The organism is Type-D symbiont of Plautia stali (assembly GCF_001485335.1).
Lineage (GTDB): Bacteria > Pseudomonadota > Gammaproteobacteria > Enterobacterales > Enterobacteriaceae > Pantoea > Pantoea vagans_C.
On record NZ_BBOC01000034.1, the window covers coordinates 15343 to 36679 of the forward strand.

Below are 21337 nucleotides of genomic sequence, written 5' to 3' on the forward strand. Positions count from 1 at the left end.
GACTCATGTAATGGTCTGCTCTCTCCTATTCTGACCAAACACATGACTCTGCAATTTAGATCCAAACTGCTCGCGCTTGCCATTGCCAGCGCCTTGCTGGCCGGTTGTGCCAACCCGCATGGCTTACACACGTATAACACGCTGCTTGATGCCAACTCACTGCAGGCCAACCAATCATTGAAAGATGCACATTTCAGTGCGGCAAACTGGCCAAAAACAGCGTGGTGGCAAAACTTTAACGATGCGCAGCTCAATCGATTGATCGCTGATGCCATGACCTCCAGCCCTGATTTACAGGTCGTCAACGCGCAGGCTGATAAAGCCAATGCACAGGTGATTGCTGCTGATGCTGAACGTTATCCTGACGTTGACCTGAATGCCGGTATTACCCGTTCTCGCGTGGCGAAAGTGGATGACCCGCTGCTACAGGGCAAGAGCTACAGCACACTGCGCACCGCCAATATTGGCATGAGCTACACCTTCGATTTGTGGGGCGGTAAGAAAGATGCCGCTGAAGCCGCACTGGGACAGGCGCGCGCCAGCGAGCTTGATCGCCAGGCCAGCCAGCTCACGCTCGCCGCCAACGTGACGCGCGCCTGGAACAACCTCAATCTGGCCTGGTCAAACGCTGAACTGGCAAAGCAGAACGCCGATCGCTCTAAGGGGATTGCTAAAATCCAGCAGCAGTATGTCAGCGCGGGTTTAACCTCTGACTATCAATATAAGCAGGCACTTTCACAGCAGAAAACCGCAGAAGCCAGCCTGACCGAAGCCCAGCAGAACGTAACCGATGCCGGAATTCAGCTCTCAACATTGATTGGTAAAGGGCCAGACTACTGGCACCAGCTGAAACCCGCCAGGATGGCGGTTCCGATCGCGGCAACACTGCCGAACAACATTCCCGCCGAGTTGCTGGGACGCCGTCCGGATGTCGTCGCGGCACGCTGGCGTGTGGAAGCGGCCTCGAAGCAGATCGCCGCAACCAAAACAGAGTTTTATCCCAACATCAACCTGGTGGCAGAGGCGGGTACGCGTTCACTGCTTGGCGATGCGTTCTTTGGAGCGCCGAGTCGCTTCTTCAATGTGGGGCCCAGCCTCTCCCTGCCCATCTTTGACGCTGGCAAGCGCCGCGCCGATCTGGCGGAGAGTGATGCCAACTGGGACCTTGCGGTCGCGCAGTACAATAAATTATTGATCGGTTCACTCGGCAACATCAGCGATACCATCACACAATTGCAATCGATTCAGGAGCAGTTGGCTCAGCAGCAGAGCGCCAATCAGTTGATTCACAGCGCATGGGATGATTTGAATCGTGAATACACGGCAGGTCTGCGACCTTATCTGGATGTGCTTACCATCCAAAACCAGCTGATTGAATCCGACCAGAAACTGGTGGCGTTACAGGCACAGCAGATCAATCTGGCAGTGGTGCTAATTGAAGATCTGGGGGGTGGCTTCCAGAATGGCACCCCTGCTGCGCAGGGATAAGCGCGGCTGGCATTCGGCCACGCATTGATGAATGATAGTCCGCATCTGGAATAACCCGCGGACTATCATGATGGAACTGAATGCTAACGCTGGCTGGTTACGGCCGCTTATCGCTGACCGACTCACTCCTTACCTCGAAATTGATGCAGCACGCCTGCAACGCAATCTGCAACTTATGCAGCAAAAAGCGGATGCCGCTGGTGTGGCACTGCGTCCGCACATCAAAACGCATAAAAGTGTCTGGATTGCTGAGCAACAACGCAAGTTGGGCGCGCGCGGCATTACCGTGTCAAAACCAAGTGAAGGTATCGCTTTTATCCTCGGCGGCGAGCGTGATCTGTTGCTGGCGTATCCCGTGGTCCATGCCGACACATTGACCGAGATGCTGGCCGTTGCGCGCCAGCATCAGGCACGTATTACCTTTATCGCAGACTGCACAGCGGGTGTGGCGGCCATAGTGGATGCCTGCCAGCGCAAGCCAACTGGCGATGTCGCTATCGCGATTAAAGTCGATGTCGGTTTGCATCGTGTGGGGATCGATCCGCACAGTGACGCAGCCGCCACACTGGCTCAACAGATCCAGAATGCGGGTATCTTTTTTGCCGGCCTGGTGTCTCATGCGGGCCATGCATACGGCGCGGGCAATGCTGCAGCCATCGCCAATGTGGCACTGCAGGAAATGGCATTGATGCGCGACGTACAGCAGCGGCTTAACACGGCGGGCATAACGCCTTGCCCGATTTCAGTGGGCTCCACGCCAACGGCTTTAGCTGCACCGGTCACCGAAGGCAGTGACGAAATTCGCCCGGGGAACTATGCGTTGTTGGATCTCACCGCCCTCCGCCTGGGTTTATGTGAACCCGATGCCTTGGCACTCAGCGTGGTCACGCGGGTGGTGGCGGTCAATCCGCACTACGCGATTATCGATGCCGGTTCGAAAATGCTCAGCTCGGACAAAGGCCCACACGGCACCAATGCCAGCGGCTTCGGTATTGCCGTTGATGAGCAGGGTAACCAGTATGAAGTGCTGAAGCTGTCGGAAGAACACGGCTTTTTACAGTACGACGATCGGGCACCCGCATTAGGTTCTCTTCTGCGCATCTTCCCTAATCACAGCTGCGCAGTCGTGGCACAGTCCGATGATTTTGTCCTGCGCCAACCAGATGGCAGTGCAGAGACCCTCGATATTCAAGGGCGCGGCAAGTTTATCTGACCATCGCATTTCCCCCTGAAACCTCTGTGACGCCACACTTCCATGAGCGGGCCATTTCCAGCCCGCTTACCTTCAGTTAAGGTACAAAATGTTGCAGGGCCTTGTTGAACGCAGCCTTGCACGTTGTTGCCGCGTCAAACCGGCGTTATCTGCTCAACAGGAGGTTCCATGCTGCCATCTCAGACAGTCACGCTAACCATTCCTCGTCACTGGTTAGATTTATATGAAACCATCTGGAAGCCGGAATGCTTTGCCAAATGGGCTAGCGGGCTCAGCGCCAGCACCCTGACCCAGGAAGGAAGCTACTGGCGAGCGAAAGGTCCCGAAGGGACGGTAAAAATCCGCTTCACGCCCCACAACCCTTTTGGGGTTATGGATCACTGGATTGATACCGGTACCGGCAAAGAGATTTACATGCCCATGCGGGTGATAGCCAACGAGCAAGGGGCGGAAATTGTGATGGTGGTTTATCGTCAACCGCTGATGTCTGATGAGAAATTCGCGCAGGATGTTGCCTGGGTAAAGCGCGATCTGGATCAACTTCTTCATCTTTTAACCCATTAGAATCAATATATTATTAATTTTTGCCATGGCTTTAACTTGCGTTGGAATCAACCAATAAGAAAATTTCTTTTTTTTACGCAGCAGTATTTAACAGTTGTACGATTTTTTAAGCGGATTTTTTCACTATTCACAAGTCTGGCTAAAGTCTCCTTACCAGGAAAATTCCTGGTGAGGTAGCCCATATGTCCGCTGACGCACTCTGATTTATCGATGTTTTTATATTTTCGTCCATTCCACTGACTTGTCATTGTCGCAAACTGTCGACAAAGACTAATAAATAGTAAATCGATCGCCTTATCTATTCAGATGCAAAATCTGAAACCATTTATTTATGAAGTTTATTTATAGGAGTTTTCTTATGGTGTTAATTTAATTAAAACACGGTATAACTCATTCACACACAGCAATACACGATAATAACAACAGCAGGGAAACAATATGGATCGCTCAACCTATCCTTTGTTATCAGAAAAAGAATTTGTTGAGATTGCCAGGAGGATGCTGGCCGGGGAATATAATAACGTAAAGGGATTTTATAACGATCTTGCGGATTTCCTCCTGACTGGGGGAGATACCGCTGAGACAATTAAAAAATTACACACCAGGGTTATATTTTTAAATTCAGAGCATCATTTAATTGAATGCATCTTAACATGGCAATCCCTGAAAGGTATCTCAGGGCTACGCCAGGAAACGCTGCATTGATGTATATCCGTCATACTTCGAACCGCAGTTGCGTTGGCTGCGTGTGCGCACCCCAGTCACTTACTGATGTAAGCTCCTGGGGATTCACCCACTTGCCGCAATTCGAATTATTTTGGGTATAATCTGTACTCTGGGCTCAGCCCGGGTGAACCCTCAATTGCACTGGTACATGTACCATAACGAGCAGAGTATGACGATAAGAGAAAAGAATTTGGCCAGCGCCAAATGGTCAATTTTGTCATCCATTAAAATCGTCGGCATTGGTGTTTTACAGCTTTCACTTCTGGCACAAATACTTCAGGCAAACGAGTTAGACCTGCTCGCTATTGCTATTGTGATGTTATTGGTCATTGATACACTGGCCGATCGCGGATTTGGCAACGCAGTGATTAGAAATAAAAACCTGAATAATAGCGAACTTTCCATTCTGTATTGGGGGAATGTATTGAGCGGAATGGTGATATTTGCCGTCCTGTTTATTGGCAGCGACCTGTACAGCCGCATAATGAATCAGCCGGAAATGGCCATTATGCTGGAAATGATTTCGGTTATATTTATTATTATTCCGCAAGGTCAACATTATCGCGCTATATTACAGCGGGAAAAACAATTTTCGCGCATCGCTTTCACCGAAACTTCCTCGGTGCTGGTTGGGTTAGGTGTCACGTTGTTTACCGTGTGGTTAACACCTTCAGTGCTGTGCGCTATCTGGGGCTACCTCGCGATGGTATCCATCAGAATGCTGGTCTACTGCTACTACGGCCGCTCCTGGTTCCAGCCGGAATACCGTTTTAGCCTGAAAAGTTTCGCCAATGTGCGTGCAAGAAACGGATAATAACAACAAGTCTGTATGGTGGGCTCTGGGCATCTGAGAAGATGCATTCGCGTGCTGGTCGCCAGCACGCTTTTTTCTTTTTCAGACCCGCAAGGCGTTCAGCCGTATCCTCCCCCATACTTCACATCACTTTTTTTTATGCGAACTGACATCGCATCGCCAATTTATCCCGCCGGTTAAGCCTGTTAGCATGTTCGCCATCAAAGTGGCTAATCCGATAACCTCTTTTTAGAAAAACTCAGTGGTCTGTACGCTGGGAAATCTTTAGGCTGGCCGCCAATCATCTGGGGTGCTCTATGTTATTAATCGTTCTCTATATTATTGGGATTACCGCCGAAGCCATGACCGGCGCGCTGGCCGCAGGGCGTCGTAAAATGGATTTGTTTGGCGTCATTATCATTGCCTCCGTTACCGCCATTGGCGGAGGATCGGTGCGTGATATCCTGCTAGGCCACTATCCACTTAGCTGGGTGAAAAACCCGGAATACATCATGATCGTGGCAGCGGCTGCAGTGGTGACCACCTTTGTTGCACCGCTGATGAATCATTTGCGTAAAGTGTTCCTGGTTTTGGATGCACTGGGCCTGGTGGTGTTTTCTATCATTGGCGCACAGGTGGCGCTGGATTCGGGGCATGCCCCGATCATTGCGGCGATTGCTGCCGTGATCACCGGCGTATTTGGCGGTGTGCTGCGTGATATGTTCTGCAACCGCATCCCTTTGGTGTTCCAGAAAGAGTTGTATGCCGGTATCGCTTTCGCCTCAGGTTGGCTCTACATCCTGTTGCTGAAAACCCCTCTGCCGAATGAGGCGGTGGTCATCATCACCCTGTTGTTCGGATTCATCGCCCGTTTGCTGGCGCTGCGTTTCCGCCTGGGCTTGCCGATCTTCAACTATCCTCATCCCGAGCACTGAGTGCGCAGCAGGAATATCCTGCTGCTGCAAAAAATCAATCAACTGTCGGACATCGTCATGCTGCAACAGGGAGACGATGCGATGCGCCAACACACTGCCAACGCCAGGCAACTGCTGCCACTCCTCGACCGATCGCGCCATCACTTGTGACCACTGTGAATCAGGCAACGCCTGTAAAGCCGCACGCGGTAAAGGTATGCCTAGCGCATTGACCCAGCGCCGTAGGGGTTGCTGACGGGTGAGATGGAAGCGCTGCCAGAACTGCTGCGCACGCTCAGTGGAGAGGCCGCTGGCCTGGGCGATTTGCTCAGGGGTGAGTGTCAGCCAGGAGAAAAGATGCGTTATCGCGCCGCTAGTGAGTAAACGTTGCCAGTTGCTGCGCTGGACCCGGGGATATTCAACACAGATTTCTCGCTGAGCCAACTCAGGCGAGATAAAAATTGCAGCCGACATGGGGGGCTAAAATGCATGCATGTCTGCGCATCGAAGTCATCCGGCAACGGCGCTGTGGGGTAATCACGTTGCGTCACGCGCCAGATAACGCGCTCCAGACGCGGAATGCCTTGGCCAGCCAGCGCCAGTGCCACCTGATCGCCGGCAATCACATCCCGTTCGCGCCAGCGACGCACAGAACCGATATTGACCCGGCGCACCGTTTTGTCATCAAGTTGAACCGGGATCACGTTGAGTATCACCGCAATTTTGCCTGTACGTCCGACGTTAAAATCCACGGATAGCACTTCACTACTCACCTCTGCTGGCTGATATTTCCATGCAGCCGACCAGCTACTTTGGCCGGGCTGCCAGTCACGTCCGGCACTCGACGGTGACAGATGCATCACCACGCCATCGGTCACAAACGGCAATGGCTCACGAAACCAGCGTTCACGCCACGCGGCGGCCTCTTCCTCATTATTAATTTGCCGACTCCAGCGTTGCGATAAACCGAATCCCCAACGGGAGAGTTGCGCCAACCGCTCACTCATTTGCACAGGTCCATCAGGCCATGCCCAGACAAACAGACCGAGCCGACTCAGTAGCGTAGAAGCGTCCCGCCGCATCATGGCGCCCGCGACTTGAGCACGCGCATTTTTGCCGCCATCCCGCGCCTGATGATGATCGGTCATCTGCAGGAACAGCTCGCCTTGCAGTACCACTTCTTCTCGATCGGTATCGATATGCTGCGGGATGGCCGGAATCTGTGTGGCTTTCTCTAACCACTGTTCGCCACGCAGACCATCTCCACGACTGATGAATGAAACCAGTTGCCCACGCCGATATACCAACGTCACCGCGACACCATCGACTTTGGGTTGTATCCACAGCGGCGCTTTATCCTGCATCCAGTACGTCACGGCCAGCTTATCGCGCAGTTTGCGCACTCCGGTGTGGGCAACCGGGTGAAGTGTACTCCCGTTCGTGGTCAGCAGAGCTTCGTAACCCGAGCGGTCAGCCGTGAAGCAGCGCTGCCACTGCTGTAAACGCTGTTGCAGACTGTCGTAATCCTCATCGCGCACCAGGCTTTTGCCCTGTCGATGGTAGGCATCGTCCCAGTGGCGCAACTGGCTTTGCAACTGAACGATCTCCTGATCGGCGCGAACCGGCGACCAGTTGGGGCAAAGCGCGTCAGCCCAGCCATCGGCACTGAGTAACACGCAGCATAGAAACAACCAACCTTTCATGAATGCACTCCTTTTTGCTTATTGGAGTGCGCATCAGGGTCGATCACCAATGTAAAACTCAACATCAGGAAGCCAACTTGCACGCTTTATAACGCCGTTACAGCGCGCAACTTCCGCAGCGGGAACGGGCTCACGGAAAAAGAATTGCCTTAGCCCAACGGCAAACGCTGCGTGGCGAGCCTAAGCCGTGTATACTGTGCAGGAAATCGACTCCGCTCTTTACTCAATTCAAGATAACCATGGCTCAAGGCACGCTTTATATTGTTTCCGCCCCTAGCGGCGCGGGTAAATCCAGCCTGATTCAGGCGCTGTTAAAGACACAGCCGCTGTACGATACGCAGGTGTCTATTTCTCACACCACCCGCGGCGTGCGTCCCGGTGAAGCACATGGTGAACACTACTTCTTCATCTCAAAGCCCGAATTCGAGGCCATGATTGCCGCCGATGACTTCCTCGAACACGCGGAAGTGTTCGGCAATTACTACGGCACCTCGCGCGCGGCAATTGAACGCGTGCTGGCAACCGGTGTTGATGTATTTCTGGATATCGACTGGCAAGGCGCGCAGCAAATTCGTCAAAAAAATGCCGGCTGCACGCAGCATTTTTGTCTTGCCGCCGTCGACCGAAGAGCTGGACCGTCGCCTGCGTGGCCGTGGTCAGGACAGCGAAGAGGTGATCGCCCGCCGCATGGCGCAAGCTGTGGCGGAGATGAGTCACTATGCCGAATACGATTATCTGATCGTGAATGATGATTTCGACTTGGCTCTGACCGATCTGAAACACATTATTCGCGCAGAACGTCTGCGTATGAGTCGCCAAAAATCGCGACATGATGCTTTAATCAGCAAACTATTGGCAGTCTGAAGTCACTTTCAGTATTATGCCCAGTCATTTCTTCATCATCTGTGGAGTAGCACACCTATGGCACGCGTAACCGTTCAGGACGCAGTAGAGAAAATTGGTAACCGTTTTGACCTGGTGTTGGTCGCTGCACGTCGTGCACGTCAGATGCAGGTAGGCGGCAAAGATCCGCTGGTTCCAGAAGAGAACGATAAAGCCACCGTTATCGCCCTGCGCGAAATCGAAGAAGGCTTGATCACCACCCAGATTCTGGATGTACGTGATCGTCAGGAACAGCAAGAGCAGGAAGCCGCTGAGTTACAAGCCGTTACCGCTATCGCTGAAGGTCGTCGTTAACAGCACTCTGCAGGTCAACCTTGTATCTGTTTGAAAGCCTCAATCAACTGATTGAAAAATACTTGCCTGAGGAGCAAATAAAGCGCCTCAAGCAAGCTTATCTTGTTGCGCGTGATGCCCACGAGGGTCAAACACGCTCCAGCGGTGAACCTTACATCACCCATCCTGTTGCCGTTGCCTGCATTCTTGCCGAGATGAAACTCGACCATGAAACGCTGATGGCGGCGCTGCTGCATGACGTGATCGAAGATACACCCGCCACCTACCAGGATATGGAACAGCTGTTTGGCAAAAGCGTTGCTGAACTGGTGGAAGGCGTATCGAAACTCGATAAGCTGAAGTTCCGCGACAAGAAAGAAGCCCAGGCTGAAAACTTCCGCAAAATGATCATGGCGATGGTGCAAGACATCCGCGTCATTCTGATCAAACTGGCTGACCGCACGCACAACATGCGCACCTTAGGTGCATTGCGACCTGATAAGAAGCGTCGTATTGCACTGGAAACGCTGGAGATTTACAGCCCTCTGGCGCACCGCCTCGGTATTCATCACCTGAAAACAGAACTGGAAGAGCTGGGCTTTGAAGCCCTCTATCCCAATCGTTTCCGGGTGATTAAAGAGGTGGTGAAAGCGGCGCGCGGTAACCGTAAAGAGATGATTCAGAAGATTCTTTCTGAAATCGATGGCCGCTTACAGGAAGCCGGTATTCCCTGCCGCGTCAGTGGCCGCGAGAAGCATCTCTATTCGATCTACCGCAAAATGCATCTGAAAGAGCAGCGATTCCACTCCATCATGGATATCTATGCTTTCCGCGTGATCGTGAAAGATTTAGATACCTGTTATCGCGTGCTCGGCCAGATGCACAGTCTGTACAAACCGCGTCCAGGACGCGTGAAAGATTACATCGCTATTCCCAAGGCCAACGGCTATCAATCCCTGCATACCTCAATGATTGGCCCGCATGGCGTGCCGGTCGAAGTGCAGATCCGTACCGAAGATATGGATCAGATGGCAGAGATGGGGGTAGCGGCACACTGGGCTTATAAAGAAGCCGGTGAAAACGGCACGACCGCGCAGATCCGCGCTCAGCGCTGGCTGCAAAGCCTGCTGGAGCTGCAACAGAGCGCCGGTAGTTCGTTTGAATTTATCGAAAGCGTGAAGTCCGATCTCTTCCCGGATGAAATCTACGTCTTCACGCCAGAAGGCCGCATTGTCGAGCTGCCTGCGGGCGCCACCCCGGTGGATTTCGCCTATGCCGTGCATACCGATATTGGTCACGCCTGCGTTGGCGCACGCGTCGATCGCCAGCCTTATCCGCTGTCACAATCGCTGACCAGCGGCCAAACCATAGAAATTATCACCGCGCCGGGCGCCCGTCCGAATGCGGCATGGCTCAACTTTGTTGTCAGTTCCAGAGCGCGTTCGAAGATTCGTCAGCTGTTGAAGAACCTTAAACGTGAAGACTCCGTCAACCTGGGTCGACGCCTGTTAAGTCACGCCTTAGGTGGCAGTAAGAAGCTGGCCGAGATTCCGGCAGAAAATATTCAGCACGAACTGGAACGTATGAAGCTGGCGGGTATTGAAGATCTGCTGGCGGAAATCGGGCTGGGCAATGCCATGAGCGTGGTGGTGGCGAAAAACCTGCTGCAATCCGGCAGTGAAGAAGCGCCAAGAGACAGCAAACGTAAAAAGCTGCCGATTAAAGGCGCAGATGGTGTACTGATCACCTTTGCTAAATGCTGCCGCCCGATTCCAGGCGATCCGATTGTGGCTCACGTCAGTCCCGGCAAAGGTCTGGTGGTGCACCACGAATCCTGCCGCAACATTCGTGGCTATCAGAAAGAGCCAGAGAAGTTCATGCCGGTTGAGTGGGACAAGGATATCGATCAGGAATTTGTCGCGGAAATCAAAGTCGACATGTTTAACCATCAGGGCGCGCTGGCTAACCTGACGGCAGCGATCAATACCGCAAGTTCCAACATTCAAAGTCTGAGCACTGAAGAACGTGATGGCCGTGTTTACAGCGCCTTTATCCGCCTCACTGCCAACGATCGCGTCCATCTGGCCAACATTATGCGCAAGATTCGCGTGATGCCGGATGTGATTAAAGTTCACCGAAACCGTAATTAGGCATGAACGCTCAACGCTTTGCTCGTATCCAGGAGATGCTGGCCATGCGCCAGCACGATCTCACGGTCTGCATGGAACAGGTCCATAAGCCACATAACGTCTCAGCGGTGATTCGTACCGCCGATGCTGTTGGCATCCATGAAGTTCACGCCGTATGGCCCAGCGTACGTATGCGCACTATGGTGTCAGCCTCTGCGGGCAGCAATAGCTGGGTAAAAGTCCAGACTCATCGCCACATCGCTGAAGCGGTTCGTCATCTGAAAGGTCAGGGCATGCAAGTGCTGGCGACCAATCTGTCGGCAAATGCCGTGGATTTTCGCGAAGTCGATTACACCAAGCCGACCTGCATTCTGATGGGCCAGGAAAAAACCGGGATTACCGCTGAAGCGCTGGCGCTTGCCGACCAAGACATCATTGTTCCTATGGTTGGCATGGTGCAATCACTGAATGTGTCCGTCGCCTCTGCGCTCATCCTGTATGAAGCCCAACGCCAGCGACAAAATGCCGGTATGTACCAGCGTCAATACAGCCTGCTGGATGAAGACGAACAGCAGCGTTTGCTGTTTGAAGGCGGCTATCCGGTGCTGGCACGCGTTGCGAAGCAGAAAGGCCTGCCGTATCCGCACATTAACGCCCAGGGCGAGGTGGAAGCCGATGCCAGTTGGTGGGCCACCATGCAAGCGACGGGTAAAAAATGAAAGGCCGTCTGCTGGATGCCATCCCGCTCAGTACCCTGACCGGCGTCGGCGCCAGTCAGGCGGGTAAACTGGCTAAACTCAGTCTGTTTACCATTCAGGATTTGCTGCTGCATCTGCCGCTGCGCTACGAAGATCGCACCCAACTCTACAAAATTAATGACCTGCTACCGGGCGTTTGGGCCACGGTGGAAGGCGAAGTGCTGCACAGCGACATCACCTTTGGCCGTCGCCGTATGCTGGTGTGCCAGATCAGCGATGGCAGCGGCGTGCTGACCATGCGCTTCTTCAACTTCAATGCCGGAATGAAAAACAGCCTCGCTCCTGGCCGTCGCGTCACCGCGTATGGTGAAATCAAACGCGGCCAACGCGGCGCAGAGATCATTCATCCCGAGTATCGCGTGCAGGGCGAACAAGGCGGTGTAGAGCTGCAAGAGACGCTGACGCCGGTCTATCCCACTACTGAAGGGATTCGCCAGGCAACACTGCGCAATCTGACCGATCAGGCACTGACGTTGCTGGAAACCTGCCCGATTGCCGAACTGTTGCCGTCGGAACTGAGTGGCGGCTTGATGAGTTTGCCAGATGCGCTGCGCACACTGCATCGCCCCCCACCTGATTTACCGCTCAGCGAGCTGGAAACCGGCCGCCATCCGGCCCAGAAACGCTTAATTCTCGAAGAGCTACTGGCGCACAATCTCAGCATGCTGGCCGTACGCGCCGGTGCGCAGCGCCATCACGCATTGCCAATGCCCGCCAGACATCATCTGGTTGATCAATTGCTGGCTGCGCTGCCCTTCTCACCGACGGGCGCACAGAAGCGGGTGGTTGAGGAGATAGAGCGCGATTTGGCCAATGACTTCCCGATGATGCGCCTGGTACAGGGCGATGTTGGCTCCGGGAAAACCCTGGTCGCCGCACTGGCGGCGCTGAATGTGATCGCGCATGGCAAGCAAGTGGCGCTCATGGCGCCCACCGAACTGCTGGCCGAGCAGCATGCCAACAACTTCCGCCAGTGGTTTGCACCGCTGGGCATTGAAGTAGGCTGGCTGGCCGGTAAACAGAAAGGCAAAGCGCGTGAAGCTCAGCAGGAAGCCATTGCCAGTGGTCAGGTGGCGATGGTGGTTGGCACCCATGCTCTATTCCAGGAGCAGGTGAAATTTAACGGCATGGCGCTGGTGATCATTGATGAACAGCACCGCTTTGGCGTCCACCAGCGTCTGGCACTGTGGGAAAAAGGCGAAGAGCAAGGTTTCCATCCGCATCAGCTGATCATGACCGCAACCCCGATTCCCCGCACGCTAGCGATGACCGCTTATGCCGATCTGGATACCTCAACCATCGACGAATTGCCCCCTGGTCGTACGCCGGTCACAACGGTGGCGATTCCCGATAGCCGCCGTGGCGATATTATTGAGCGTGTCAAAAATGCGTGTCACGAAGGTCGTCAGGCTTACTGGGTCTGTACATTAATCGAAGAGTCAGACGTCCTGGAAGCGCAAGCGGCCGAAGCGACGTGGGAAGAGCTAAAAGCCGCCCTGCCTGGTTTGCAGGTTGGGCTGGTGCACGGGCGCATGAAACCCGCTGAGAAGCAGGCCGTGATGGCCGCTTTCAAAGCCAACGACATCCAACTGCTGGTGGCCACCACGGTGATCGAAGTCGGTGTAGATGTTCCCAACGCCAGCCTGATGATCATCGAAAACCCAGAGCGACTGGGCCTGGCGCAGCTGCATCAGCTACGCGGACGTGTCGGACGTGGTGCGGTGGCCTCGCATTGCGTGCTGCTGTATAAAGCGCCGCTGAGCAAAACGGCACAAAAGCGTTTGCAGGTGCTGCGCGACAGCAATGATGGCTTCGTGATTGCGCAACATGACCTTGAGATTCGCGGCCCGGGTGAACTGCTGGGCACGCGTCAGACCGGGAACGCAGAGTTTAAAGTCGCTGATCTGTTGCGCGATCAGGGCATGATCCCCGAAGTTCAGCGTGTGGCTCGCCATATCCACCAGCATTACCCCGAGCAGGCTCAAGCACTCATTGAGCGCTGGTTGCCGGAGACCGAGCGTTACAGCAACGCATAAATGCTGACGCGGTCTTACGGGTTGCGATCGATCGCCATAAAATCACCGACAAACTTCTGCAACAGACGCGCCAGTTCGGCGCGTTCATCATGCGGCCAACTGGCAAACAAATTCTGATAAATCTGCGCGCGTGCAGTATCGATTTTATCGGTCATTGCCTTGCCTGCCGGGGTAATGACCGCTTCATTCACCCGTTTGTCTTTGGCATTTTTTTGCCGTTGCGCCAGTCCTAGCTCCTCTAGCTTCGCCACCTGACGGCTTACGGTGGTGTAATCACGCCCTGCGCGCTCCGCCAGTTCGACCACACCAATAGGACCGAAACGGCCAATCTGTATCAGCAGTGGAAACAGCGCGCGGTCGAGTTGAATATTGGACTCTTTAATCAGCAACTCATCACGCTGAGGTCGGTTGAACGTACCCACAATCATCAGCAGCGCGTTATGCAGATCATCAAACTCCGCACTATTATGTGTATTTTGCACACTTTTCATTGACGTTATCCCGAGGCAGAACTAATGTGTGCATATTACACATATTAATTTAAGGTGAAAACATGAAAGCAGCGATCGTTTCTGCGGCGGGTATCCTGCCGATATACGGTGATTTTCCGGAGCCACAGGCTGACGCAGAACAGGTTGTCGTGTCAGTTAAAGCCTCGGCCATCAGCCAGCTAGCAAAAGCACGTGCGGCGGGTAAGCACTACAGCGCAGGTTCACACTATCCCTTTATTGCCGGCATTGATGGCACGGGCACATTGAGTAACGGCGACCCGGTCTACTTCCTCGCCTTTAATGCGCCCTGGGGCAGCATGGCGGAAAGAACTTTAGTGCCTGCTGCCGCCATCGTTCCATTGCCCGCCACGCTGGATCCGGTACTGGCAGCGGCCATCGCCAATCCCGGCATGTCATCATGGGCTGCGCTGACGCGACGTGCTCAGTTACAGCCAGGGGAAACGGTGTTGATTAATGGCGCCACCGGCACTTCGGGTGGATTGGCTGTACGCATCGCCCGCCATCTCGGCGCTGGAAAAATTATCGCCACCGGGCGCAACCGTGAAGTGCTTGACCAGTTGCGTACGCAGGGTGCCGATATCACACTGACGCTGGATGAGCTGCCTGGCTCACTTCCTGCCCTGATGAAGGAAGGCATTGATGTGGTGCTGGATTATCTGTGGGGCCCGAGTGCACTCGACATCATGCAAGCCGCGGTGGCAGGGGGTGAAAAAGTGGTGCGCTTCGTCCAGATTGGTTCGCTGAGCGGTCAGGAAATCTCGCTTCACAGCAAATTATTACGCTCTTCTGGCCTGACTCTGATGGGTAGCGGTTTGGGTAGCGTCTCTGATGCTGAACTCATCGCCTGTATCAGTGAAATGCTCAACGCAGCGGCAGAAAGCGATTTTTCCATTGCCTTTAACATGCGCCCGCTAAGTGAAGTGGCGCAGGCATGGCAGGAAGATGATAGCCGCAGCCGCACGGTGTTTACGCTTTAAATCAATACAACGGCAAAGGGGCATTGCAAACGATTGCTTTCACAACGCAACCGTTTAAAATCGCCCCTTTGTTGTTATTGAGAACGTCCACCATGTCCGTCAATACCGCTGAATCTCACCAGCCAGCCACGCCTAAAAGTGAACTGATTTACCGCCTCGAAGACCGTCCGCCCTTGCCTCAAACACTGTTTGCGGCCTGCCAGCATCTGTTGGCGATGTTTGTCGCGGTGATTACGCCCGCACTGCTGATCTGCCAGGCGCTGGGTTTACCGGCGCAGGATACCCAGCACATTATCAGCATGTCACTCTTTGCTTCCGGCGTGGCATCGATTCTGCAAATCAAAACCTGGGGACCGGTGGGTTCCGGCCTGCTGTCGATTCAGGGCACCAGCTTTAACTTTGTCACCCCGTTGATTATGGGCGGGATGGCGCTGAAGAATGGCGGTGCGGATGTGCCCACCATGATGGCAGCACTGTTTGGCACTTTGATGGTGGCATCCTGTACCGAGATGGTGCTGTCACGCGTGTTGCACCTGGCGCGCCGTATTATTACACCACTGGTGTCGGGCATCGTGGTGATGATTATCGGCCTGTCACTGATTCAGGTTGGCCTGACCTCGATTGGCGGTGGCTTCGCGGCCATGAGCGATCATACTTTTGGCGCGCCAAAAAACCTGCTGCTGGCCGGTGCCGTCTTGGTGGTGATTATTTTGCTTAACCGCCAGCGCAATCCCTATCTGCGCGTTGCATCTCTGGTGATTGCTATGGCGGTGGGTTATGCACTGGCCTGGGCGCTGGATATGTTGCCCACCATCACCGCCCCCACCAACCAAGCGCTGGTCGCCGTACCCACCCCGCTCTATTACGGTCTGGGTTTTGACTGGAATCTGCTGATTCCTCTGATGTTGGTGTTTATGGTGACCTCGCTGGAAACCATTGGCGATATCACCGCCACCTCCGATGTTTCAGAGCAACCGGTGAGTGGTCCGGTATACATGAAGCGCCTGAAAGGCGGCGTGCTGGCCAACGGCCTGAACTCTTTTGTTTCCGCATTGTTCAATACGTTTCCGAACTCCTGCTTTGGTCAGAACAACGGGGTGATCCAGTTGACCGGTGTTGCCAGCCGCTACGTGGGTTTTGTGGTGGCGTTGATGCTGATTGTGCTTGGCTTGTTCCCGGCAGTCAGCGGCTTTGTTCAGCATATTCCAGAACCGGTACTCGGCGGTGCCACCATTGTGATGTTTGGCACTATCGCGGCTTCCGGTGTGCGTATTGTTTCGCGTGAGCCACTGAACCGCCGCGCCATCATGATCATCGCGCTTTCACTGGCTGTGGGCCTGGGGGTTTCCCAGCAACCGCTGATTCTGCAATTTGCGCCAGACTGGCTGAAAACCCTGCTGTCATCGGGTATCGCTGCGGGTGGTATCACCGCAATCGTACTTAACCTCGTCTTTCCACAAGAAAAGTAACCCGTACGGCAGGCTACGGCCTGCCTGTTATTTATCCGCTTTTACATCCAGGCTGTTGAGCTGTAACGGTAATTCAGGCATAACAACTTCTTACCGGATAAATATCGGGATGGATGCGATGAAATTTTTAGGCAAGTTTTTCCTTACCTTACTGCTGCTGATTCTGCTTGGGCTGGTGGTCCTGTATGTCATGCTGCAGACCCAGTGGGGCGCAGGCTGGTTTAGCCGTTGGGTAAGCGATAAAACCGCCTGGCACCTGTCGCTGAGCAAAATTGAGCACAACTTCTCTTCGCCTTCACACATCATCCTCGATGACTTCAGCTTCGGCCATGATGGCCAACCGGCGGTGCTGGTTGCCAAGCGCGTCGATCTGGGTCTGGCGCTGGTGCAATTCAGCGACTGGCTGCATTTTGACAGCATTGAAGTACGCGATGGCGAAATCAACCTTGCCAATCAAACACCGGATACCACGCTGCCGATCCAGGCTAACCGCCTGCAGCTGAATAATGTACGCATTGATAGCCCACACAGCACGCTGCCGATGATGGCCCAGCGTGTAAACGGTGGGATTGTGCCGTGGAAACCGACGCCGACAGACATGCTGGGCAGTGATGCTCAGTTTCAGATGAGCGCTGGCGTCATGACGTTGAATGGCGTGCCCGGCAACAATGTGCTGCTGCAAGGCAGCGTTAATCAGCGGCGTTTAGTACTCACCAACATTGGCGCGGACCTCGCGCGCGGTTCGATGACCGGCAACGCTGAGCGCGATGCCCAGGGCAACTGGCAGATTGATCAGCTACGCCTCAACGATATCCGTTTGCAGACCCATCAAAACCTGAGCGATTTCCTCAATCCGTTACGTGATGTGCCTTCCGTTAGCATTAATCGGCTGGATATGACGGATGCACGACTGCAAGGCCCGGATTGGGCGGTGACCGATCTCGATTTGACCCTGAAGAACATCACGCTACGCGGTGATGACTGGCAGAGCGATGGCGGCTCACTGTCGATGAACGCCGGTAACTTTATCAACGGCGGCTTTGAGCTGAACGATCCGATTGTGAATGCCAATTTCTCGGCGCAAGGCATTGAGTTGGCACAGTTCAGTTCACGCTGGGCAAACGGGGTGATCCGCGCTAACGGCACCTGGACGCGCAGCGATAAGCGTTTAACGCTCGATGACTTAGCGATTGCCGGGCTGGAATATACCTTGCCACAGAACTGGCGCGATCGCTGGCAGCAGGCGTTACCCTCCTGGCTGGACAGCGTGTTGTTGAAACACGCGACGGCAAACCGCAATCTGGTGATCGATATTAATCCCGCCTTCCCGTTCCAGATGACAGCGCTGGATGGCAGTGCCGATAACGTTCTACTGGCGCGCCAACATCAGTGGGGCGTCTGGAGCGGCAAAGCGAGTTTCAATGCGGCGGAAGCCACCTTTAACCGCACCGATCTGCGCCATCCATCCATCACTTTCAATGCTGACGATCAACAGGTTCAGATCACTGAAATGAGTGCCTTTAACGGCAGCGGTTTGCTGGAAGGCACCGCGAACGTCGGGCAGGATGCACAGCGAGCATTAACGCTGAATCTGAAGGGCCAGGCGGTGCCCGCCAATGTGTTACAAAACTGGGGCTGGCCAGCCTTGCCGCTCAGTGGTAACAGCAATCTGCTGTTGCAACTGAAGGGATCGCTGAGCGCTAATGCGCCGCTGCGTCCGAGCGTGGAAGGGAATTTGTCCGTGACTACTGATACACAATCGGTGCAGCAGACGATGCGAGGCGGGCAGGTTCAGTAAATTTGCAGAGAATCGTAGCGGCGCGATTTATCGCGCGTACCTGGAGCAACGATGTTGCTGCCAGATGCGCAATAAATTGCGCCGCAACAGAACACACAACGTATTAATTGATCCGTGCGCCGGAACCGCCCTCTTCTAACGCACCATCCGCATCGGCGGGGAGCACGATATACACCCCTTCAAACACCGCACCTAACTCATCATCACCAAACAGTTCCACTTCCATCTGCACACGCGCTTTACGGCCACGCGCCAGACGATCGAGATCGCCGCTCAATGAGCCGAGATCGGCAATCGCGCCCGGACGACCGCTGATGGGCTTGCTGTAACGAATATGCGCATCCGCCAGGATGATGGTGCCGCCAAGGTGACGCTCGCGCAGCAGCAGCCAGATAAGCCCCCACCCTGTGAGTGTGGCCAGCGAGAACAGGCTACCGGCGAACAGCGTGTGGTGAGGGTTTTGGTTGCCCGTTTCGGGCATGGTGGTGACAAACTTCTGCCCGGTATATTGCAGAATGCGCACCCCCATTTTTTCACTCAATGGGATGTGTTCATACCAGGCCTGCTGTAATTGCCCACACCAATCGGCGCGATGCAGTATGTCATCCAGCGTGACCACCGGTTTAATCATCAGGAAGTGACGCACCGGTGTGGTTTGAGGCGCGGTGATTTCACCCTGGTTGACGAAGCCCAGCTTCGCAAAGAACTCGACGGCATCTTCACGTGCGCTACAGGTGACGCGTTTCGCCCCTTCCTGACGCGCAACGGATTCCAGCGTCATCGCCACCAGCGTGCCTAAACCTTTCCCTTGCACCGAGGGATGCACGGCTAAAAAGCGGATCGCCGCTTCGTTTTCGGCGTTGATATAAAGACGTCCGACGGCAACCGGATTGCCCTGTTCGTCCACCACCATCTGATGGTGGGCCAGCGCATCCCAGGCATCACGTTCGGAGCCCTGCGGCTGACGCAGCGGTTTACGTAACATTTCCCAGCGGAACTGATAATAAACATCCAGCTCTTCCGCTGTTTGCGGCACACGAAGATGATACATAAAGTGATTCTCTCGTTCGGAGCTTGCGTGGCTGATCCCTGGCCGCTCGGCTGAAAACCTCACACCTGCAACCAGAAGGTGACTGGACCATCGTTAACCAGTGAAACCTGCATGTTGGCAGCAAAACGACCGTTCGCCGTGGACACACCCTGTTCCCGGCAACAGTCGCTGAAATAGTGATAGAGGCGCTCGGCTTCCGCCGGTTCAGCGCCACCTGAAAAAGAGGGGCGCATGCCTTTGTTGGTATCGGCGGCAAGGGTGAATTGGGAAACCACCAGCACGCTGCCACCGGCCTGCTGTACGTTAAGGTTCATTTTGTCGTTCTCATCACCAAAGATGCGATAACCCAGCACACGCTCAGATAAACGCTGTGCCTTTTGTTCGTCGTCGCCCTTCTCAACACCTAATAACACCAGCAAACCCGCACCAATTTCGCCCACCGTCGCGCCCTCGACGCTGACGCTCGCGCGAGTGACGCGCTGAATCAAAGCAATCATGTATCCTCTCGTTCTTTTTCGCGTTCCTGCTTTTTCAGCTGGCGATAGTCGTCCAATGTGACGGTTATTTCCGCACCTAACAACACAATACACCAGGTCCAGTAAACCCACAGAAAGAGTATTGGGATGACGGCCAGTACGCCGTAAATTAATTGATACGAAGGGAACATCGTAACATAGAGCGCAAAGCCTTTTTTACCCAACTCAAACAGCAGCCCCGCAACAATCGCCCCGATCAATGCATCACGGGCAGGCACGCGCCGGGTGGGAACAATGCTGTACAGCAGCCAAAAAGCGAGGATGGCCAGCAATAAAGGAAACACACGCAAGATCTGATCAATCAGGCTGTTCACGCCGGTCACATCAATCCAGCGCAGGGACAACAAATAAGAGCTGATGGCCAGACTCGCTCCTGCCAGTAACGGGCCTAGCGTCAGGATCATCCAGTACACCGCAAAGGAATAGACCAAGGGGCGCTGTTTATCACTGCGCCAAATGGTATTGAGTGCGCTGTCTACGGAATGCATCAGCAGCAGGGCCGTGACGATCAACCCCACGGTACCCACTGCCGTCATCTTATTCACATTTGCGACAAACTGATCGAGATAACGCTGGATGACGTCACCCGCTGCCGGCATGAAATTGCTGAAAACGAAGTGTTTAAGTTGGACGCTGATGTCTCTGAACATCGGAAAGGCGGCAAACAGGGCAAACACCACGGCGATAAGCGGCACTAAAGCCAGTAATGAGACGTAGGCCAGATTTCCGGCCTGCGTCGTCATGTTGTCTTCATCTACGCGTCGCCACAGCAGTTTGACCCAGAGAAAAAACGCGTGCGCCGAATGGCGCAGATGGTTACGCGTCACCACTCAGAGACGGCTCGCAAACCAGGCTGGTACGGTTTTGTCATCTTCTACCAGCACGCTCTCAATACCCAGCGCACGCGCGGCATCAATATTTGCCTGGTTATCATCGAAGAACACCGCCTGGTCGGCCGTGTAACCTTCATGTTCCAGCACAGTTTGATAGATACGTGCCTCAGGCTTACGCATCCCCATGTCCTGCGACATATAGACGTGGTCGGCAGCCTGTTGCACTTCCGGATATTGCGTTGGCCAGAATTCAAAGTGCAGCTGATTGGTATTCGACAGGATCACCACGCGCTCGCCGTTGGCGCGCAGTCTGTTCATGATCGCCAGTGTTTCCGGGCGAACACCGACAAACACTGCCTGCCAGCCTGCAGTGAATTGCGGATAGCTCAGTGCAATGTCCAGTTGGTCACAGATGCGTGCCGCAAATTCAGGATCGCTGATTTCACCCCGTTCGTGTTTTTCAAACGCTTCATCCATACGGAAGCGACTTTGCAGCGTCGCCAGCGGCACACGTCCCAGGTCACTCCAGACGCCGAGCACACGGTTAAAATCGATATCAACAATCACATTGCCTAAATCAAAAATGTACAGCATGACGCCTCTCCTCTATGTTCCCTGGATCATTCACTCTAGCGGTAAAACGAGAAGCTGAACAGGTACG

At 54.2% G+C, this 21337-nt stretch carries 18 protein-coding genes and 2 pseudogenes; 14 read left to right on the forward strand and 6 right to left on the reverse strand.

The features are described from left to right. The first annotated feature begins 42 nt into the window (after window positions 1–42). From PSSD_RS12555 to PSSD_RS12580, 6 genes are all read left to right on the forward strand, one after another. Window positions 43–1488, forward strand: coding sequence for an efflux transporter outer membrane subunit (locus PSSD_RS12555; protein WP_039328120.1), 1446 nt, complete (start codon window positions 43–45; stop codon window positions 1486–1488). Between the two features lie 67 nt (window positions 1489–1555). Further along, a complete protein-coding gene (locus PSSD_RS12560) occupies window positions 1556–2701 on the forward strand; it encodes an alanine racemase (RefSeq protein WP_058972459.1) in 1146 nt (381 codons plus the stop codon). Window positions 2702–2869: 168 nt separating this feature from the next. After that, window positions 2870–3265 (forward strand): hypothetical protein, encoded by a 396-nt coding sequence (locus PSSD_RS12565; protein ID WP_039328114.1) that lies wholly within the window; start codon window positions 2870–2872, stop codon window positions 3263–3265. A 438-nt stretch (window positions 3266–3703) separates the two neighbouring features. Beyond that, window positions 3704–3970 carry a hypothetical protein gene (locus PSSD_RS12570; RefSeq protein ID WP_039328111.1) on the forward strand — a complete coding sequence of 89 codons (267 nt, stop codon included), beginning with the start codon at window positions 3704–3706 and terminating at the stop codon, window positions 3968–3970. A 190-nt stretch (window positions 3971–4160) separates the two neighbouring features. Continuing rightward, entirely contained in the window at window positions 4161–4805 is a 645-nt protein-coding gene (locus PSSD_RS12575; protein ID WP_039328108.1) for an oligosaccharide flippase family protein, read from the forward strand. Window positions 4806–5101: 296 nt separating this feature from the next. After that, on the forward strand, window positions 5102–5719 hold the full coding sequence (locus PSSD_RS12580; RefSeq protein ID WP_058972460.1) for a trimeric intracellular cation channel family protein: 618 nt from the start codon (window positions 5102–5104) through the stop codon (window positions 5717–5719). Here PSSD_RS12580 and ligB read toward each other — a convergent pair. Beyond that, window positions 5660–7401, reverse strand: a pseudogene (gene ligB, locus PSSD_RS12585) (NAD-dependent DNA ligase LigB); the annotation flags it as partial. The gene PSSD_RS12580 and the pseudogene ligB overlap by 60 nt on opposite strands. A gap of 239 nt (window positions 7402–7640) precedes the next feature. Between ligB and gmk the strand changes: the two are divergent. The 5 genes and pseudogenes from gmk to recG all read left to right on the forward strand — a co-directional run bounded on the left by gmk (window position 7641) and on the right by recG (window position 13500). Further along, window positions 7641–8265: pseudogene (gene gmk / locus PSSD_RS12590) on the forward strand (guanylate kinase). Window positions 8266–8322: 57 nt separating this feature from the next. Continuing rightward, complete coding sequence (gene rpoZ, locus PSSD_RS12595) at window positions 8323–8598, forward strand: DNA-directed RNA polymerase subunit omega (RefSeq protein ID WP_034823855.1); 276 nt, start codon at window positions 8323–8325, stop codon at window positions 8596–8598. 20 nt (window positions 8599–8618) lie between these two features. Beyond that, window positions 8619–10727: a bifunctional GTP diphosphokinase/guanosine-3',5'-bis pyrophosphate 3'-pyrophosphohydrolase gene (gene spoT / locus PSSD_RS12600; protein WP_039328100.1), complete on the forward strand. Its 2109-nt coding sequence runs from the start codon at window positions 8619–8621 to the stop codon at window positions 10725–10727. A gap of 2 nt (window positions 10728–10729) precedes the next feature. After that, on the forward strand, window positions 10730–11425 hold the full coding sequence (gene trmH, locus PSSD_RS12605) for a tRNA (guanosine(18)-2'-O)-methyltransferase TrmH (protein WP_058972461.1): 696 nt from the start codon (window positions 10730–10732) through the stop codon (window positions 11423–11425). Further along, the gene (gene recG, locus PSSD_RS12610; RefSeq protein WP_058972462.1) at window positions 11422–13500 is read left to right on the forward strand and encodes an ATP-dependent DNA helicase RecG; all 2079 of its coding nucleotides are present in this window, start codon (window positions 11422–11424) and stop codon (window positions 13498–13500) included. The genes trmH and recG overlap by 4 nt, the downstream gene beginning before the upstream one ends. Window positions 13501–13514: 14 nt before the next feature. Here the strand turns inward: recG and PSSD_RS12615 are convergent, their stop codons facing one another. Beyond that, window positions 13515–13991 (reverse strand): MarR family winged helix-turn-helix transcriptional regulator, encoded by a 477-nt coding sequence (locus PSSD_RS12615; RefSeq protein ID WP_039328088.1) that lies wholly within the window; start codon window positions 13989–13991, stop codon window positions 13515–13517. A 62-nt stretch (window positions 13992–14053) separates the two neighbouring features. Here PSSD_RS12615 and PSSD_RS12620 point away from each other — a divergent pair, with 62 nt between their 5' ends. The 3 genes from PSSD_RS12620 (at window position 14054) to PSSD_RS12630 (ending at window position 18256) form a co-directional block, all read left to right on the forward strand. Then, entirely contained in the window at window positions 14054–14989 is a 936-nt protein-coding gene (locus tag PSSD_RS12620) for a quinone oxidoreductase family protein (protein WP_039328085.1), read from the forward strand. A 92-nt stretch (window positions 14990–15081) separates the two neighbouring features. Next, window positions 15082–16458 (forward strand): nucleobase:cation symporter-2 family protein, encoded by a 1377-nt coding sequence (locus PSSD_RS12625; protein ID WP_058972463.1) that lies wholly within the window; start codon window positions 15082–15084, stop codon window positions 16456–16458. 118 nt (window positions 16459–16576) lie between these two features. Beyond that, window positions 16577–18256 carry an AsmA family protein gene (locus PSSD_RS12630; protein WP_058972470.1) on the forward strand — a complete coding sequence of 560 codons (1680 nt, stop codon included), beginning with the start codon at window positions 16577–16579 and terminating at the stop codon, window positions 18254–18256. Window positions 18257–18359: 103 nt separating this feature from the next. Here the strand turns inward: PSSD_RS12630 and fabY are convergent, their stop codons facing one another. From fabY to yihX, 4 genes are read right to left on the reverse strand one after another with little or no spacing between them, the layout of a single operon-like run. Next, complete coding sequence (gene fabY, locus PSSD_RS12635) at window positions 18360–19307, reverse strand: fatty acid biosynthesis protein FabY (RefSeq protein ID WP_039328080.1); 948 nt, start codon at window positions 19305–19307, stop codon at window positions 18360–18362. Between the two features lie 59 nt (window positions 19308–19366). Then, window positions 19367–19804 (reverse strand): D-aminoacyl-tRNA deacylase, encoded by a 438-nt coding sequence (gene dtd, locus PSSD_RS12640; protein WP_058972464.1) that lies wholly within the window; start codon window positions 19802–19804, stop codon window positions 19367–19369. Then, window positions 19801–20670 (reverse strand): virulence factor BrkB family protein, encoded by an 870-nt coding sequence (locus PSSD_RS12645; RefSeq protein ID WP_418903624.1) that lies wholly within the window; start codon window positions 20668–20670, stop codon window positions 19801–19803. Before PSSD_RS12645 ends, dtd begins: the two co-directional genes overlap by 4 nt. A 3-nt stretch (window positions 20671–20673) precedes the next feature. Continuing rightward, a complete protein-coding gene (gene yihX, locus PSSD_RS12650) occupies window positions 20674–21270 on the reverse strand; it encodes a glucose-1-phosphatase (protein WP_039328071.1) in 597 nt (198 codons plus the stop codon). Between the last annotated feature and the right edge of the window lie 67 nt (window positions 21271–21337).

Excerpts from the sequence above, each read along its gene's own strand:
- PSSD_RS12555 (WP_039328120.1), top strand. The coding sequence starts at position 43 with ATGACTCTGCAATTTAGATCCAAACTGCTCGCGCTTGCCATTGCCAGC.
- PSSD_RS12560 (WP_058972459.1), top strand. The coding sequence starts at position 1,556 with ATGATGGAACTGAATGCTAACGCTGGCTGGTTACGGCCGCTTATCGCT.
- PSSD_RS12565 (WP_039328114.1), top strand. The coding sequence starts at position 2,870 with ATGCTGCCATCTCAGACAGTCACGCTAACCATTCCTCGTCACTGGTTA.
- PSSD_RS12570 (WP_039328111.1), top strand. The coding sequence starts at position 3,704 with ATGGATCGCTCAACCTATCCTTTGTTATCAGAAAAAGAATTTGTTGAG.
- PSSD_RS12575 (WP_039328108.1), top strand. The coding sequence starts at position 4,161 with ATGACGATAAGAGAAAAGAATTTGGCCAGCGCCAAATGGTCAATTTTG.
- PSSD_RS12580 (WP_058972460.1), top strand. The coding sequence starts at position 5,102 with ATGTTATTAATCGTTCTCTATATTATTGGGATTACCGCCGAAGCCATG.
- rpoZ (WP_034823855.1), top strand. The coding sequence starts at position 8,323 with ATGGCACGCGTAACCGTTCAGGACGCAGTAGAGAAAATTGGTAACCGT.
- trmH (WP_058972461.1), top strand. The coding sequence starts at position 10,730 with ATGAACGCTCAACGCTTTGCTCGTATCCAGGAGATGCTGGCCATGCGC.
- recG (WP_058972462.1), top strand. The coding sequence starts at position 11,422 with ATGAAAGGCCGTCTGCTGGATGCCATCCCGCTCAGTACCCTGACCGGC.
- PSSD_RS12615 (WP_039328088.1), bottom strand. The coding sequence starts at position 13,991 with ATGAAAAGTGTGCAAAATACACATAATAGTGCGGAGTTTGATGATCTG.
- PSSD_RS12620 (WP_039328085.1), top strand. The coding sequence starts at position 14,054 with ATGAAAGCAGCGATCGTTTCTGCGGCGGGTATCCTGCCGATATACGGT.
- PSSD_RS12625 (WP_058972463.1), top strand. The coding sequence starts at position 15,082 with ATGTCCGTCAATACCGCTGAATCTCACCAGCCAGCCACGCCTAAAAGT.
- PSSD_RS12630 (WP_058972470.1), top strand. The coding sequence starts at position 16,577 with ATGAAATTTTTAGGCAAGTTTTTCCTTACCTTACTGCTGCTGATTCTG.
- fabY (WP_039328080.1), bottom strand. The coding sequence starts at position 19,307 with ATGTATCATCTTCGTGTGCCGCAAACAGCGGAAGAGCTGGATGTTTAT.
- dtd (WP_058972464.1), bottom strand. The coding sequence starts at position 19,804 with ATGATTGCTTTGATTCAGCGCGTCACTCGCGCGAGCGTCAGCGTCGAG.
- yihX (WP_039328071.1), bottom strand. The coding sequence starts at position 21,270 with ATGCTGTACATTTTTGATTTAGGCAATGTGATTGTTGATATCGATTTT.